The following is a 13,123-nucleotide window of genomic DNA, read 5'->3' on the forward strand; positions in this document are numbered from 1 at the left end:
TTTGCCAGTGTTTATCGACGCCCCAACAACAATCCCACCACCAAACCAAACCCGGCGGAAATCGCCACGGTTTGCCATGGATGCCCGCCGATATAGGTTTCAGTGGCCTCGACCGCGGGCAGGGTGCGCTCGCGCACGCTGCTCACCGAATCCCTGGCCTGCTGGAGTTTCAGGGCGATCTGTCCACGAAGGGTCTCCGCTTCTTCCCCGACCAGCGAGGCGCTGCTTTTCAGCAGTTTTTCCGATTCTTCGATCAGCGTTTGAAGTTCGCTGAAGGCTTGATCCTTGATTTGATCTTCGGCGGCTTGCGCGGCGGTTTTGCGGGCCATTGAAGTACTCCTTGCAGGTAAGTGGACAGTGAACAATGGAGTCTGCCGTCGTCGGAAAAGTTGCAGCTATTTTGCCCGGGGAGGTCATCTTGCTGAAAAACCGGCGCAGGACCTTTCGTCCTACAGTGTAAGATGTCGCCTATTTTACGCAGCAGGAAATTCCCATGAGCTTCAATCTGGCCGACAAACCCCTCGCCGAGCGCGCTGCGCTTGAAGACGAGAAATCCCGTCTGTTCGAACTCTGGCAAAACAACCTGGGCAAGGCCAAGGGTGAGGCCGCGCGGTTGTTCGGCGAACGGGCCAAGCGCAAAGGCAAGTGGGCCGAATGGGTGCGCGCCGAGTTGGATGGCATGTCGCCACCGGAATACGCCAACATGGTGCGCAGTGAAGTCAATCGCCTGATGGCGGCCAACAAATAACATCGGTCGTCAGGCGAAGCTCGCGACGATCGCCTCGCGCACTTTCAATAGCACCGGGTCGAGCTGGGTGCTGGTCCGCCAGCCCAGTTCGATCGGGTAGCGCGGCAAGGCCAGGGGGCAGGGCAGCAGCGCCAGCCCGCAGAGCGTAGCGATGCTTTGGGCGGCATGGGCCGGAATGGTCGCCACCGCCCGGCTGCCTTTGAGCAAATGGGGCAACGCGGCAAAATGCGTGGTCGAGGCGCACACCCGTCGACTGAGCCCCAGCGCCGCCAAACCCTCGTCGGTAATCCCGATAAAACCGCCGGACGACACCAGAATGTGTTCGCGTGCCACAAACTCCTCAAGACCGATGCTCTGCTGACCCTCGACCAGGCTCGACGGGTCCGCCAGGCACAGATAACCACCTTCCCCCAGCACCTGACGGCTGAGCAGCCGCTCGGCAAACCCGCCCGCGCTAATCGCCAGGTCAATGCTGCGCTCCATCAACGCCTGGGCGACGATCTGGCTGTGGGTCTGGCGGAAAATCAGCCGCAGTTTCGGTGCACTACGGGCGATCTCTTCGATCAGCCGCCGGCCGTAGGCAATCTCGAAATCATCCGACATTCCCACGGTGACCGAACGACCTTCGTACTGTTGCGCAGCCGGGTCGACCATCGCCAGGCTCTGCCGGCATTTGTTCAGGGCATCGCTGACCACCGGTTTGAGCTGATTGGCCTTGAGCGAGGGGGCCAGGCCGCGTCCGGTGCGTACGAATAGCTGATCGCCATACAGCTCGCGCAAGCGACGCAAGGCCGCGCTGACGGCCGATTGCGTCACGCCCAGGCGCAAGGCGGCACGGCTGGCGCTGGACTCTTCGTGCAGCGCCTCGAAGACTTTGAGCAGGTTGAGGTCGACGTCGGTGATATTCATTTGGTTCATATCATTCAGCATTGAATCGGTCTTTATTGATGATTGCCTGGCGCCGGAGAATGAGCAACACCTGATGCGAATGGAGTTTCCAAGATGCCCAAATCAATCGTTGCGGCGCTGCAGATCGGCGCCTTGCCCGGCGGCAAGGCTGAAACCCTGGAACAGATCCTGTCCTATGAAAACGCAATCATCGAATCCGGCGCCGGGTTGGTGGTGATGCCGGAAGCGCTGCTGGGCGGTTATCCCAAGGGCGAGGGCTTTGGTACGCAATTGGGCTATCGCCTGCCGCAAGGGCGCGAAGCCTTTGCCCGCTATTTTGCCAATGCCATTGATGTACCCGGCGTGGAAACCGAGGCGCTGGCGGCGCTGTCCGCACGCACCGCAGCCAATCTGGTGATCGGCGTGATCGAGCGCGCCGGCAGCACCTTGTACTGCACCGCGCTGTACTTCGATCCGCAGGCCGGGCTGGTGGCCAAACACCGCAAGCTGATGCCCACCGGCACCGAGCGGCTGATCTGGGGCAAGGGCGATGGCTCGACCTTGCCGGTGATCGACAGCCAGGTCGGGCGCGTGGGGGCGCTGGTGTGTTGGGAAAACATGATGCCGCTGCTGCGCACGGCGATGTACGCCAAGGGTGTGGAGGTGTGGTGCGCGCCCACCGTGGACGAGCGGGATATGTGGCAGGTCAGCATGCGCCACATTGCCCATGAAGGGCGCTGCTTCGTGGTCAGCGCCTGCCAGATCCAGGCATCGCCCCAGGCCTTGGGCCTGGATATCGCCAACTGGCCGGCGGATCGGCCGTTGATTGCCGGTGGCAGTGTAATCGTAGGCCCCATGGGCGACATTCTTGCCGGACCGTTGCGCGACAGTGCCGGGCTACTCACCGCACAGATCGACACCGACGACCTGGTACGCGCCCGCTACGACTACGACGTGGTCGGCCACTACGCCCGGCCGGATGTGTTCGAGCTGACCGTGGACGAGCGGGCCAAACCCGGGGTGCGCTTCACTTCCTGATGACCTGCGGGCTTTGGCCAAAGCAGTCAGACAACTTGATAACTTTGACCATTGCCCGGTAACCCGCGCAGAGCGAGTATTTCCCTGTTGATTACGGTTCCCCCCAACCTAATAAAAAACACAGTGGGATTCTGGCAATGCGCGATTACTTGTCTGCTACTTCTCAGTTCAATTATCAGCACACCGTCGATGCCGCGCTCGCGGGCGATCTGACGGCCCTCAACGCCTGTGTCGAATGCTGTGACCGGCATGCCTTGCCGGGTCGCATCGCGCTGTTCTGGGAAGGACGCGACGGCACCGGTGCGACGTACACCTTCACCGACTTGCAGGACAAGGCCGCGCGTTTCGCCAACTACCTGCTGGCCCAGGGCGTGAAGAAAGGCGACAAGGTCGCCGGCCTGTTGCCGCGCAATATCGAACTGTTGATCACCGTGTTCGCCACCTGGCGCATTGGTGCGGTGTATCAACCGCTGTTTACCGCATTCGGCCCCAAGGCCATCGAGCACCGCCTGGGCTGCTCTGGCGCCAAAGTGGTGGTGACCGATGCAGTGAACCGGCCGAAACTCGCCGAAGTCGCCGATTGCCCGACCATCGTGACCGTCACCGGTGCCAAAGGGCAGGGCCTGGTGCATGGCGATTTCAGTTTCTGGGCCGAACTGGCCAACTACTCCGCCGACTGTGAACCGGTGCTGCTGACCGGCGAAGATCCGTTCCTGCTGATGTTCACCTCGGGCACCACCGGCCCGTCGAAAGCGTTGTCGGTGCCGCTCAAGGCCATCGTTGCATTCCAGAGCTACACCCGCGACGCGGTGGATCTGCGCCCGGAAGACGCCTTCTGGAACGTCGCCGACCCGGGTTGGGCCTACGGCATTTATTTCGGTGTCACGGGGCCGATGTCCATGGGCCATCCGATCACCTTTTACGATGGCCCGTTCACCCTCGAAAGCACCTGCCGGGTCATCAACAAGTACGGGATCAGCAACCTCACGGGCTCGCCGACGGCCTATCGCTTGCTGATTGCCGGCGGCGATGAATTCGCCAAGTCGATCAAGGGCAAGCTGCGTATCGTCAGCAGCGCCGGCGAGCCGCTGAACCCGGAAGTGATCCGCTGGTTCGCCGACAACCTCGACGTGGTCATCCACGACCACTACGGCCAGACCGAACTGGGCATGGTGCTGTGCAACCACCACGGCCTTGAGCACCCGATTCACATGGGCGCCGCCGGTTTTGCCTCGCCGGGCCACCGCATCGTGGTACTGGACGACCAGTACAAGGAGCTGGGTATCGGGCAGCCGGGCATCCTGGCGATCGACCGCAGCCAATCGCCGATGTGCTGGTTCGCCGGCTACGAAGGCGGGCCGACCAAGGCCTTTGTCGGCAACTATTACCTGAGTGGCGACACCGTCGAGTGGAACCCGGACGGCAGCATCAGCTTCGTCGGTCGCAGTGATGACGTGATCACCACCTCCGGCTACCGGGTTGGCCCGTTCGACGTGGAAAGTGCGCTGATCGAACACCCGGCCGTGGTCGAGGCCGCCGTGGTCGGCAAGCCCGATCCGGAGCGCACCGAACTGGTCAAGGCGTTCGTCGTGCTCAGCGCGCAATACCGCGCCGCCCCCGAGCTGGCCGAAGAGCTGCGCCAGCACGTGCGCAAGCGTCTGGCGACGCACTCGTACCCCCGCGAAATCGAATTTGTCAGCGAATTGCCGAAAACCCCAAGCGGCAAATTGCAGCGCTTTATCTTGCGCAACCAGGAAATCGCCAAGGCTCAAGAGGCTGCGGCGAAGAACCTTCCAGCTTGAATCCAGGGAAACAATGATGCAGATCGAGAACAAGATTTTTATCGTTACCGGTGGCGCTTCCGGCCTCGGTGCAGCGACGGCCGAGGTGCTGGTCGCCGCTGGCGCGAAAGTGATGCTGGTGGACATGAACGCCGAAGCCGTTGCGGCCCAGGCCCAGCGCCTTGGTGCGCAGAGTGTTGTCGCCGACATCAGCAACGAAGCGGCGGCCGAAGCAGCGGTTCAAGCCACGGTCAAAGCCTTCGGTGGCCTCAACGGCCTGGTCAACTGCGCCGGTATCGTGCGCGGGGAGAAGATCCTCGGCAAAAACGGCCCGCATGCGCTGTCCAGTTTCAGCCAGGTGATCAACGTCAACCTGATCGGCAGCTTCAATATGCTGCGCCTTGCGGCAGCGGCGATTGCCGAGACCGAAGCGGATGCCGACGGCGAGCGCGGCGTGATCATCAACACCGCGTCTGCGGCTGCTTACGACGGCCAGATCGGCCAGGCGGCCTACTCGGCGTCCAAGGGTGCGATTGTCAGCCTGACCTTGCCGGCGGCCCGTGAACTGGCGCGTTTCGGCATCCGTGTCATGACGATCGCCCCCGGCATTTTCGAGACGCCGATGATGGCCGGCATGACCCAGGAAGTCCGTGATTCCCTGGCCGCTGGCGTGCCATTCCCGCCGCGCTTGGGCAAACCGGGCGAGTATGCCGGGCTGGTCAAGCATATTATTGAAAACAGCATGCTCAATGGCGAGGTGATCCGTCTCGACGGAGCCTTGCGCATGGCCGCCAAGTAAGGAGGATTTGTCATGACAATGTCCAACGATCCAATTGTTATCGTCAGCGCCGTCCGCACCCCGATGGGCGGTTTCCAGGGCGAGCTGAAAAGCCTGACCGCGCCGCAACTCGGTGCGGCCGCCATCAAGGCCGCCGTCGAACGTGCCGGTGTTGCCAGTGATGCCGTCGACGAGGTGTTGTTCGGTTGCGTACTGCCGGCCGGCCTTGGCCAGGCCCCTGCGCGTCAGGCGGCGCTGGGTGCGGGGCTGGATAAATCGACTCGCTGCACCACCCTGAACAAGATGTGCGGTTCCGGCATGGAAGCGGCGATCCTGGCCCATGACATGCTGGTGGCGGGCAGTGCCGATGTGGTGGTCGCCGGTGGCATGGAAAGCATGTCCAACGCGCCTTACCTGCTGGACCGCGCCCGTGCCGGCTACCGCATGGGCCATGGCCGGGTGCAGGACTCGATGTTCCTCGACGGCCTCGAAGACGCCTACGACAAAGGCCGCCTGATGGGAACTTTCGCCGAAGAGTGCGCCGAAACCAACAGCTTCAGCCGTGAAGCCCAGGACGCCTTCGCCATTGCCTCGACCACCCGCGCGCAGCAGGCGATCAAGGACGGCAGCTTCAAGGATGAAATCGTCCCGCTGACGGTGATGGTCGGCAAAGAGCAGGTGGTGATCAGCAATGACGAGCAGCCGCCAAAAGCCCGGCTGGACAAGATCGCTTCGTTGAAACCGGCGTTCCGCGAAGGCGGTACAGTGACGGCGGCCAACTCCAGTTCGATCTCCGACGGTGCGGCGGCATTGGTGCTGATGCGCCAGTCCCAGGCACAGAAGCAAGGCCTGAAGCCGCTGGCGGTGATTCATGGCCACGCTGCGTTCGCCGACACCCCGGGCCTGTTCCCGGTGGCGCCAATCGGTGCAATCAAGAAATTGATGAAGAAAACCGGCTGGTCGCTCAATGACGTCGATCTGGTGGAAGTCAACGAAGCCTTCGCCGTGGTCGGCATGGCCGCGATGACTCATCTGGAGATCCCCCACGAGAAGCTCAATGTGCACGGCGGCGCTTGCGCCCTCGGTCACCCGATCGGGGCTTCCGGTGCGCGGATTCTGGTGACCCTGCTTTCGGCCCTGCGCCAGAAAGGCCTGAAACGCGGCGTTGCGGCGATTTGTATCGGCGGCGGTGAAGCGACGGCCATGGCCGTGGAATGCCTGTATTAAGACCTGTAGGAGCTGCCGCAGGCTGCGATCTTTTGACCTTGATTTTTTAGCGATTTCAAGACTGCCAAAAATCAAAAGATCGCAGGCTTCGCCAGCTCCTACAGGGGGCAATTTATTTTTAAGGACTTGGCATGATCCCCAATGACGACCAACAACAAATCCGCGACATGGCCCGGGATTTTGCCCAGGAACGGCTCAAACCGTTCGCCGCCGAGTGGGACCGTGAGCATCGCTTTCCCAAGGAAGCCATCGGCGAGATGGCCGGGCTGGGCTTCTTCGGCATGCTGGTGCCGGAGCAGTGGGGCGGATGCGATACCGGTTACCTGGCCTACGCCATGGCGCTGGAAGAAATCGCCGCCGGCGATGGTGCCTGTTCGACCATCATGAGCGTGCACAACTCCGTGGGCTGTGTGCCGATCCTCAACTACGGCACCGATGAGCAGAAAGAACGCTTCCTCAAACCGCTGGCCAGCGGTGCGATGCTCGGCGCTTTCGCCCTGACCGAACCCCAGGCCGGTTCCGACGCCAGCGGCCTGAAAACCCGTGCGCGCCTGGAAGGCGATCACTATGTGCTCAACGGCTGCAAGCAGTTCATCACCTCCGGGCAGAATGCCGGGGTGGTGATCGTGTTTGCGGTGACCGATCCGAGCGCGGGCAAACGCGGCATCAGCGCTTTTATCGTGCCGACCGATTCGCCGGGCTACACCGTTGCGCGGGTCGAAGACAAGCTCGGCCAGCATGCGTCCGACACCTGCCAGATCCTCTTCGAAGACGTGAAGGTGCCGGTGGCCAACCGTTTGGGCGAGGAGGGCGAAGGCTACAGGATTGCCCTGGCCAACCTTGAAGGCGGTCGCGTCGGCATCGCTTCGCAATCGGTGGGCATGGCCCGTGCCGCCTTCGAAGCGGCGCGCGACTACGCCCGTGAGCGCCAGAGCTTCGGCAAGCCGATCATCGAGCACCAGGCCGTGGCCTTTCGCCTGGCGGACATGGCGACCCAGATCGCCGTGGCGCGGCAAATGGTTCACTACGCCGCCGCCCTGCGCGACAGCGGCAAACCGGCCCTGGTCGAAGCGTCGATGGCCAAACTGTTCGCCTCGGAAATGGCCGAGAAGGTATGCTCCTCGGCGCTGCAAACCCTGGGCGGTTACGGTTACCTCAACGATTTCCCGCTGGAGCGGATCTACCGCGACGTGCGGGTCTGCCAGATCTACGAAGGCACCAGCGATATTCAGCGCATGGTCATTTCGCGCAATTTATAAGAAGGAGAGAATCTGTGAACTACGAAACGATTTTGCTGGAAACCCACGGCCGCGTTGGCCTGATCACCCTCAACCGTCCACAGGCGCTGAACGCGTTGAACGCGCAGATCGTCAGCGAACTGAACCAGGCCCTCGATGGCTTCGAGGCGGACTCGAACATCGGCTGCATCGTCCTGACCGGTTCAAAAAAAGCCTTCGCCGCCGGTGCCGACATCAAGGAAATGGCCGAGCTGACCTATCCGCAGATCTACATCGACGACCTGTTCAGCGACAGCGATCGCGTGGCCAACCGCCGCAAGCCGATCATCGCGGCGGTCAACGGTTTTGCTTTGGGCGGCGGCTGTGAGCTGGCATTGATGTGCGACTTCATTCTGGCCGGCGACAACGCCCGGTTCGGTCAGCCGGAAATCAACCTCGGTGTGTTGCCGGGCATGGGCGGCACCCAGCGCCTGACCCGTGCGGTGGGCAAGGCCAAGGCCATGGAAATGTGCCTGAGCGGTCGTCTGATCGATGCCGTGGAAGCGGAGCGTTGCGGGATTGTGGCGCGGATCGTGCCGAGTGATGAGCTGCTGGACGAAGCGCTGAAAGTCGCGGCGCTGATCGCCAAAAAGTCGTTGCCGATTGCGATGATGGTCAAGGAAAGTGTCAACCGTGCCTTTGAAGTGAGCCTGGCCGAAGGCGTGCGCTTTGAGCGCCGGGTGTTCCATGCGGCGTTTGCGACGCAGGATCAGAAGGAAGGGATGGCGGCGTTTATTGCCAAGCGTGAGGCTGAGTTCCAAGGCAAGTAATAGGGTTGCATCAAAAGATCGCAGCCTTCGGCAGCTCCTACAGGTGTATGCAAAACTCTGTAGGAGCTGCCGAAGGCTGCGATCTTTTGCTTTTACACCAGGTAGTTTTTCAGTTCGCGGGCAATCACCATCCGCTGAATCTCGCTCGACCCTTCGTAGATCTGCGTAATCCGCGCATCCCGGTAGTACTTCTCCACCGGATAGTCTTCCAGATAGCCATAGCCGCCATGAATCTGAATGGCGGACGAGCAGACCTTTTCCGCCATTTCCGAGGCAAACAGCTTGGCTTGTGATGCCTCCGACAGGCAGGGTTTGCCGGCCGTGCGCAGGCGTGCGGCGTGCAGGATCAGCAGTCGAGCGGCGTTCAACTGCATGTGCATGTCGGCCAGCAAATTGGCGATGCTCTGGTGCTCGTTGATCGTCTTGCCAAACTGCACACGATCACGGGAATAAGCCAGTGCCGCTTCGAACGCCGCGCGGGCGATGCCCAGCGCCTGGGCGGCGATGCCGATGCGGCCGCCTTCGAGGTTGGACAAGGCGATGGCCAGGCCCTTGCCGCGTTCGCCCAGCAGATTGGCTTCGGGGATGGTGCAGTTGTTCAGGGTCACCGCGCAGGTGTCGGACGCCCGGATGCCCATCTTGTGTTCAGTGCGATCAACGATAAAACCGGCAGTGTCAGTCGGTACCAGGAACGCCGAGATGCCACGTTTGCCCAGGTCCGGATCGGTCACGGCAAACACAATCGCCAGCTTGGCGCGTTTGCCGTTGCTGACGAACTGCTTGGCGCCGTTGATCACCCACTGGCCGTCGCGCAGTTCAGCGCGGGTGCGCAGGTTGTGCGCCTCGGAACCGGCCTGGGGTTCGGTCAGGCAAAAGCAGCCGATGACCTTCCCGCTGGCAAGGTCCGCCAGCCAGGTCTGTTTCTGTTCTTCGCTGCCGTAGTTCATCACCGGCCCGCAGCCCACGGAGTTGTGGATGCTCATGAAGGCGCCGGTAGCACCGTCGCCGGCGGAAATCTCTTCCACCGCCAGTGCGTAGGCCACGTAGTCGACATAGGTGCCACCCCATTCTTCGGGGACCACCATGCCCAGCAGGCCCAGTTCGCCCATCTTCGCCACCAGACCGTCATCGATCCAGCCGGCCTTTTCCCAGGCCTGGGCATGGGGTGCGATTTCGCCGCGGGCAAAATCCCGGGCCATGTCGCGGATCATGACTTGCTCTTCGCTCAATTCGATATCGTGCATGGTTCAGCTCTCGCTCTGGTCAAACTCGCTGAAGAAGCTCGCCACGTGTTCGGCGTCCAGCGCCTGGAGGGTGGGCGGGTTCCAGTGCGGTGTCTTGTCTTTGTCGATCAGCAAGGCGCGCACGCCTTCGATCAGGTCGCCGCGCTCGAACCACTGGCGGTCCAGGTGCAGCTCCAGGGCAAAACATTGTTCCAGCGGCAGCTCGCGTCCGCGACGGAGCATTTCCAGGGTCACGGCCATGGCCAGCGGCGAGCGGGTTTCCAGCAGGTTGGCGGTGGTGACGGCCCACTCATGGCTGTCGGCGACCGTTACCTGACGCAGTTGCTCCACAATACTCGGCACGTCGGCTTGGGCGAAGAAGTGGTCGATGGCCGGGCGCAAAGCCGCCAATGGTGCATCGGGCAGTTGCTGCACGGCGTATCTCGCCAGCAGGCCTTGCAGGTCCTTGAGCGGCGTGTCGTGCCATTCGAGCTGATCGAGTTTTTCGTCCAGCGTGCCCAGCTTGTCGCTTTCGAGGTACCAGTCGGCCAGCCCGCAATACAGCGCATCGGCGGCGCGAATCTGTACGCCGCTGACGCCGAGGTAAATCCCCAGTTCACCGGGGATGCGTGGCAGGAAGTAACTGCCGCCGACGTCCGGGAAGTAGCCGATGCCGACTTCCGGCATGGCCAGGCGGCTTTTCTCGGTGACCACGCGCAGGTCTGCGCCTTGCACCAGGCCCATGCCGCCGCCGAGGACAAAACCGTCCATCAGGGCCAGCACCGGTTTGCGGTAGTGGTGGATCGCGAGGTCGAGGGCGTATTCCTCGACGAAGAAATCTTCGTGCAGGGTGTCGCCGCTTTTGAAACTGTCATGCAGCGAGCGAATGTCGCCGCCGGCGCAGAAGGCTTTTTCCCCGGCACCGCGCAAGACCACGGCATGGACGTGCGGATCCTGGGCCCAGGCGTCGAGCTGGCGGTGCAGATTGCGCACCATGTCCAGGGTGAGGGCATTGAGGCCGGCGGGGCGGTTGAGGGTCAGGTGACCAATGTGGTTGCGAACCTCGGCCAGCACTTCGTTTTGCATGGCATCCATGGACTGGGTCCCGGGAGAAAAAACCTGAGCAGTCATCACTAACTCCCTGCTTTTATTGTTCTTTATCGAGATGCTCGCGCGCGAGCGATGGCGGATCGTATCAGCGCAAATTTGCCTTGTACAACCCGGATAAGTGCAGGTTGTCTGTGCATTTTTGCATGTTTGTGTCCGGTATTGTTACAGCGTAGACCAAGGCGATTTCAGGCAAACGCTGCGAGCAGATCCTCTTCGAACGCCTTCTGCGCCTCGCCGGCCACCTGCGCGCGGTGCCGGGCCAGATGAAACGCGACATCGAAACTCATGTCGCTTCGGCGCACGGCCCTGAGCAAACCCTTGTCCTCCCAGCCACGGGCGAAGTGGCTGGGCAAGTAACCGACATGCTTGCCGGAAAGGATGAAGGCGAGGGTGCCTTCGACTTGTTCCGAGCGCGCCGAACACAACTTGCCCTGGAAGGGTTCGTCGCTGCGCAGGAAACGGTAGGGGTGATCGACCCGGTCGCAGGCCTGCAGATCCTGATCATTTGGGGCCGGGTTGGTGAACAGCGGATGGCCGGGGGCGCAATACAGATGCTGGGTTTCAATGAACAACTGGCGGTAGTCAAACGCGCTTTGCACTTGCGAGAAATAGCCGATGGCCAGGTCCAGCCGCTGTTGCAGCAGCAAACGCTCCATTTCACCAGGCATGGCGCTGATCAGTTCGATGCGCACGGACTCGTCCCGCTCACGGAAGCGCCGGATCGCCTCGGCCACCCGTTGCAGCACCGATTGATCCAGGGCTTCGGACAGGCCCAAGCGCACTTCGCCGATCAAGCGCCCGGCCACGCCGTTGGATTGATGACGGAAGGTTTCGATGGACTGGAACAATCCACGGGTGGCGTTGAGCAGCTGTTCACCCTTGGGCGTGACCCTGAACCCGCCCTTGCCGCGACTGCATAGCCGATAGCCCAGGCGGGTTTCCAGTTTGGCCATTTGCTGGCTGATGCTCGACTGGCTCAACCCCAACTCGCCCTGGGCGGCGCTGAAGCCGCCGCACTCCACCACGCTGACAAACAGACGCAACAATTGCAGATCCAGATCGTGGAGTTGGCCGAGCATCAAACATTACTCCGTCATAAAGTCAGGTTAATTAACTTGATATTTTACCAATGTATCCGACGACGCATCCTGCCACCACTTCCTCTGGTCAGGTGTTCGTCATGGCTCCCATGCTCAAGCTGTGTTTACCCGCGCTGTTCCTTGCCATGGCCGCATCGGCCCAGGCCGAAGACAAGGTGGTCAATCTGTACAGTTGGGCCGATTACGTGGCCCCCGAAACCCTGCAACGGTTCGAGCAGGAGACGGGTATCCATGTGCGCTATGACACCTTCGACTCTTCGGAAGTACTGGAGACCAAGTTGCTCACCGGCGGCAGCGGTTATGACGTGGTGGTGCCGTCCTCCAGCGTACTGGCCCGGGGGCTTGCGGCCGGGGCGTTGAAACCGATTCCCCACGAAGGACTCAAGGGTTACGCCAACCTCGATCCTGACTTGCTGGAAAAACTCGCCGCTGTCGATCCGGGCAACCGTTACGGCGTGCCTTACACCTGGGGCACCCTGGGTTTGGGCATGAACGTCGAGGCGCTCAGGCAGCGCTTGCCGGATGCGCCGCTCAACAGCCTGGACCTGCTGTTCAAACCCGAGTACGCGAGCAAGTTGAAAGACTGCGGCATCGCCATTCTCGACTCGCCCCAGGAGGTAATCGGACTGGCGTTGCATTACCTGGGTAAAGATCCCTACAGCACGGACAAGAATGATCTGTCAGCCGCCGAGGCGTTGCTGCATCAGTTGCAGCCGAATGTGCTGTACGTTGCCACCGGGCGGCAGATCAGCGACCTGGCCAATGGCAGCGTGTGCCTGGCGCTGACCTACAACGGCGACGCGAGCATGGCCGCCGACCAGGCACGCAAGGCCAACAAACCCTATGAAGTCGCCTACCGGATTCCCCGGGAAGGCACCCTCGTGTGGCAGGACAACCTGGCGATTCCCAAGGACGCGCCGCACCCCGAAGCCGCCCGCGCCTTTATCGAGTTCATGTTGCGCCCCGAGTCCGTCGCGGCACTGACCAACACCTTGTTCTTCGCCACCGCCAACCAGGCCGCCACGCCGCTGGTGGATGAAGCGGTGCGCACCGATCCGGACATCTACCCGTTGGCCGACGTGCGGGAGCGGCTGTACGCCGACCGCAGCATGAACCTCAAGGACATGCGCCAGCGCACCCGCCTGTGGACCACTTTCCGTAGCCGCCAATAAGAAAAGAGAAG

At 61.8% G+C, this 13,123-nt stretch carries 13 protein-coding genes; 8 read left to right on the plus strand and 5 right to left on the minus strand.

Features of this window, described 5'->3' with window-relative positions:
* Window positions 1–11: 11 nt before the first annotated feature.
* Window positions 12–329 (minus strand): ElaB/YgaM/YqjD family protein, encoded by a 318-nt coding sequence (locus tag AB4O40_RS02185; RefSeq protein ID WP_056724576.1) that lies wholly within the window; start codon window positions 327–329, stop codon window positions 12–14.
* 164 nt (window positions 330–493) lie between these two features.
* Here AB4O40_RS02185 and AB4O40_RS02190 point away from each other — a divergent pair, with 164 nt between their 5' ends.
* Window positions 494–748, plus strand: a complete 255-nt coding sequence (locus tag AB4O40_RS02190) for a hypothetical protein (protein WP_007970091.1) — start codon at window positions 494–496, stop codon at window positions 746–748.
* A gap of 9 nt (window positions 749–757) precedes the next feature.
* Here AB4O40_RS02190 and AB4O40_RS02195 read toward each other — a convergent pair whose 3' ends face one another.
* Window positions 758–1,666, minus strand: a complete 909-nt coding sequence (locus AB4O40_RS02195) for a LysR family transcriptional regulator (protein ID WP_056725102.1) — start codon at window positions 1,664–1,666, stop codon at window positions 758–760.
* Between the two features lie 84 nt (window positions 1,667–1,750).
* On the opposite strand from AB4O40_RS02195, the gene AB4O40_RS02200 reads away from it, so the two are divergent.
* The 6 genes from AB4O40_RS02200 (at window position 1,751) to AB4O40_RS02225 (ending at window position 8,507) form a co-directional block, all read left to right on the plus strand.
* On the plus strand, window positions 1,751–2,674 hold the full coding sequence (locus AB4O40_RS02200; protein WP_056724578.1) for a carbon-nitrogen hydrolase family protein: 924 nt from the start codon (window positions 1,751–1,753) through the stop codon (window positions 2,672–2,674).
* 137 nt (window positions 2,675–2,811) lie between these two features.
* The gene (locus AB4O40_RS02205; protein WP_460056363.1) at window positions 2,812–4,476 is read left to right on the plus strand and encodes an AMP-binding protein; all 1,665 of its coding nucleotides are present in this window, start codon (window positions 2,812–2,814) and stop codon (window positions 4,474–4,476) included.
* 16 nt (window positions 4,477–4,492) lie between these two features.
* Complete coding sequence (locus AB4O40_RS02210; protein WP_056724582.1) at window positions 4,493–5,254, plus strand: SDR family NAD(P)-dependent oxidoreductase; 762 nt, start codon at window positions 4,493–4,495, stop codon at window positions 5,252–5,254.
* 12 nt (window positions 5,255–5,266) lie between these two features.
* Window positions 5,267–6,460: an acetyl-CoA C-acyltransferase gene (locus tag AB4O40_RS02215; protein WP_056724584.1), complete on the plus strand. Its 1,194-nt coding sequence runs from the start codon at window positions 5,267–5,269 to the stop codon at window positions 6,458–6,460.
* 131 nt (window positions 6,461–6,591) lie between these two features.
* Complete coding sequence (locus tag AB4O40_RS02220) at window positions 6,592–7,719, plus strand: acyl-CoA dehydrogenase (RefSeq protein ID WP_056724585.1); 1,128 nt, start codon at window positions 6,592–6,594, stop codon at window positions 7,717–7,719.
* Between the two features lie 14 nt (window positions 7,720–7,733).
* Window positions 7,734–8,507 carry an enoyl-CoA hydratase gene (locus AB4O40_RS02225; RefSeq protein WP_056724587.1) on the plus strand — a complete coding sequence of 258 codons (774 nt, stop codon included), beginning with the start codon at window positions 7,734–7,736 and terminating at the stop codon, window positions 8,505–8,507.
* Between the two features lie 92 nt (window positions 8,508–8,599).
* Here AB4O40_RS02225 and AB4O40_RS02230 read toward each other — a convergent pair whose 3' ends face one another.
* From AB4O40_RS02230 to AB4O40_RS02240, 3 genes are all read right to left on the minus strand, one after another.
* The gene (locus tag AB4O40_RS02230) at window positions 8,600–9,751 is read right to left on the minus strand and encodes an acyl-CoA dehydrogenase family protein (RefSeq protein ID WP_056724589.1); all 1,152 of its coding nucleotides are present in this window, start codon (window positions 9,749–9,751) and stop codon (window positions 8,600–8,602) included.
* Window positions 9,752–9,754: 3 nt separating this feature from the next.
* The gene (locus AB4O40_RS02235; RefSeq protein ID WP_056724591.1) at window positions 9,755–10,861 is read right to left on the minus strand and encodes an enoyl-CoA hydratase/isomerase family protein; all 1,107 of its coding nucleotides are present in this window, start codon (window positions 10,859–10,861) and stop codon (window positions 9,755–9,757) included.
* Window positions 10,862–11,025: 164 nt separating this feature from the next.
* Window positions 11,026–11,919: a LysR family transcriptional regulator gene (locus tag AB4O40_RS02240; RefSeq protein WP_056724594.1), complete on the minus strand. Its 894-nt coding sequence runs from the start codon at window positions 11,917–11,919 to the stop codon at window positions 11,026–11,028.
* Between the two features lie 101 nt (window positions 11,920–12,020).
* Between AB4O40_RS02240 and AB4O40_RS02245 the strand changes: the two genes are divergently transcribed.
* Window positions 12,021–13,112 (plus strand): polyamine ABC transporter substrate-binding protein, encoded by a 1,092-nt coding sequence (locus AB4O40_RS02245; RefSeq protein WP_223540936.1) that lies wholly within the window; start codon window positions 12,021–12,023, stop codon window positions 13,110–13,112.
* The last annotated feature ends 11 nt before the right edge of the window (window positions 13,113–13,123 follow it).

The sequence above is a fragment of the Pseudomonas sp. S2_F07 genome, assembly GCF_054668325.1.

What these genes read in the sequence shown, in the direction of transcription:
- AB4O40_RS02190 (WP_007970091.1), top strand. Translation starts at nt 494, where the DNA reads ATGAGCTTCAATCTGGCCGACAAACCCCTCGCCGAGCGCGCTGCGCTT.
- AB4O40_RS02235 (WP_056724591.1), bottom strand. Translation starts at nt 10,861, where the DNA reads ATGACTGCTCAGGTTTTTTCTCCCGGGACCCAGTCCATGGATGCCATG.
- AB4O40_RS02230 (WP_056724589.1), bottom strand. Translation starts at nt 9,751, where the DNA reads ATGCACGATATCGAATTGAGCGAAGAGCAAGTCATGATCCGCGACATG.
- AB4O40_RS02205 (WP_460056363.1), top strand. Translation starts at nt 2,812, where the DNA reads ATGCGCGATTACTTGTCTGCTACTTCTCAGTTCAATTATCAGCACACC.
- AB4O40_RS02215 (WP_056724584.1), top strand. Translation starts at nt 5,267, where the DNA reads ATGACAATGTCCAACGATCCAATTGTTATCGTCAGCGCCGTCCGCACC.
- AB4O40_RS02195 (WP_056725102.1), bottom strand. Translation starts at nt 1,666, where the DNA reads ATGAACCAAATGAATATCACCGACGTCGACCTCAACCTGCTCAAAGTC.
- AB4O40_RS02220 (WP_056724585.1), top strand. Translation starts at nt 6,592, where the DNA reads ATGATCCCCAATGACGACCAACAACAAATCCGCGACATGGCCCGGGAT.
- AB4O40_RS02210 (WP_056724582.1), top strand. Translation starts at nt 4,493, where the DNA reads ATGCAGATCGAGAACAAGATTTTTATCGTTACCGGTGGCGCTTCCGGC.
- AB4O40_RS02185 (WP_056724576.1), bottom strand. Translation starts at nt 329, where the DNA reads ATGGCCCGCAAAACCGCCGCGCAAGCCGCCGAAGATCAAATCAAGGAT.
- AB4O40_RS02200 (WP_056724578.1), top strand. Translation starts at nt 1,751, where the DNA reads ATGCCCAAATCAATCGTTGCGGCGCTGCAGATCGGCGCCTTGCCCGGC.
- AB4O40_RS02245 (WP_223540936.1), top strand. Translation starts at nt 12,021, where the DNA reads ATGGCTCCCATGCTCAAGCTGTGTTTACCCGCGCTGTTCCTTGCCATG.
- AB4O40_RS02240 (WP_056724594.1), bottom strand. Translation starts at nt 11,919, where the DNA reads ATGCTCGGCCAACTCCACGATCTGGATCTGCAATTGTTGCGTCTGTTT.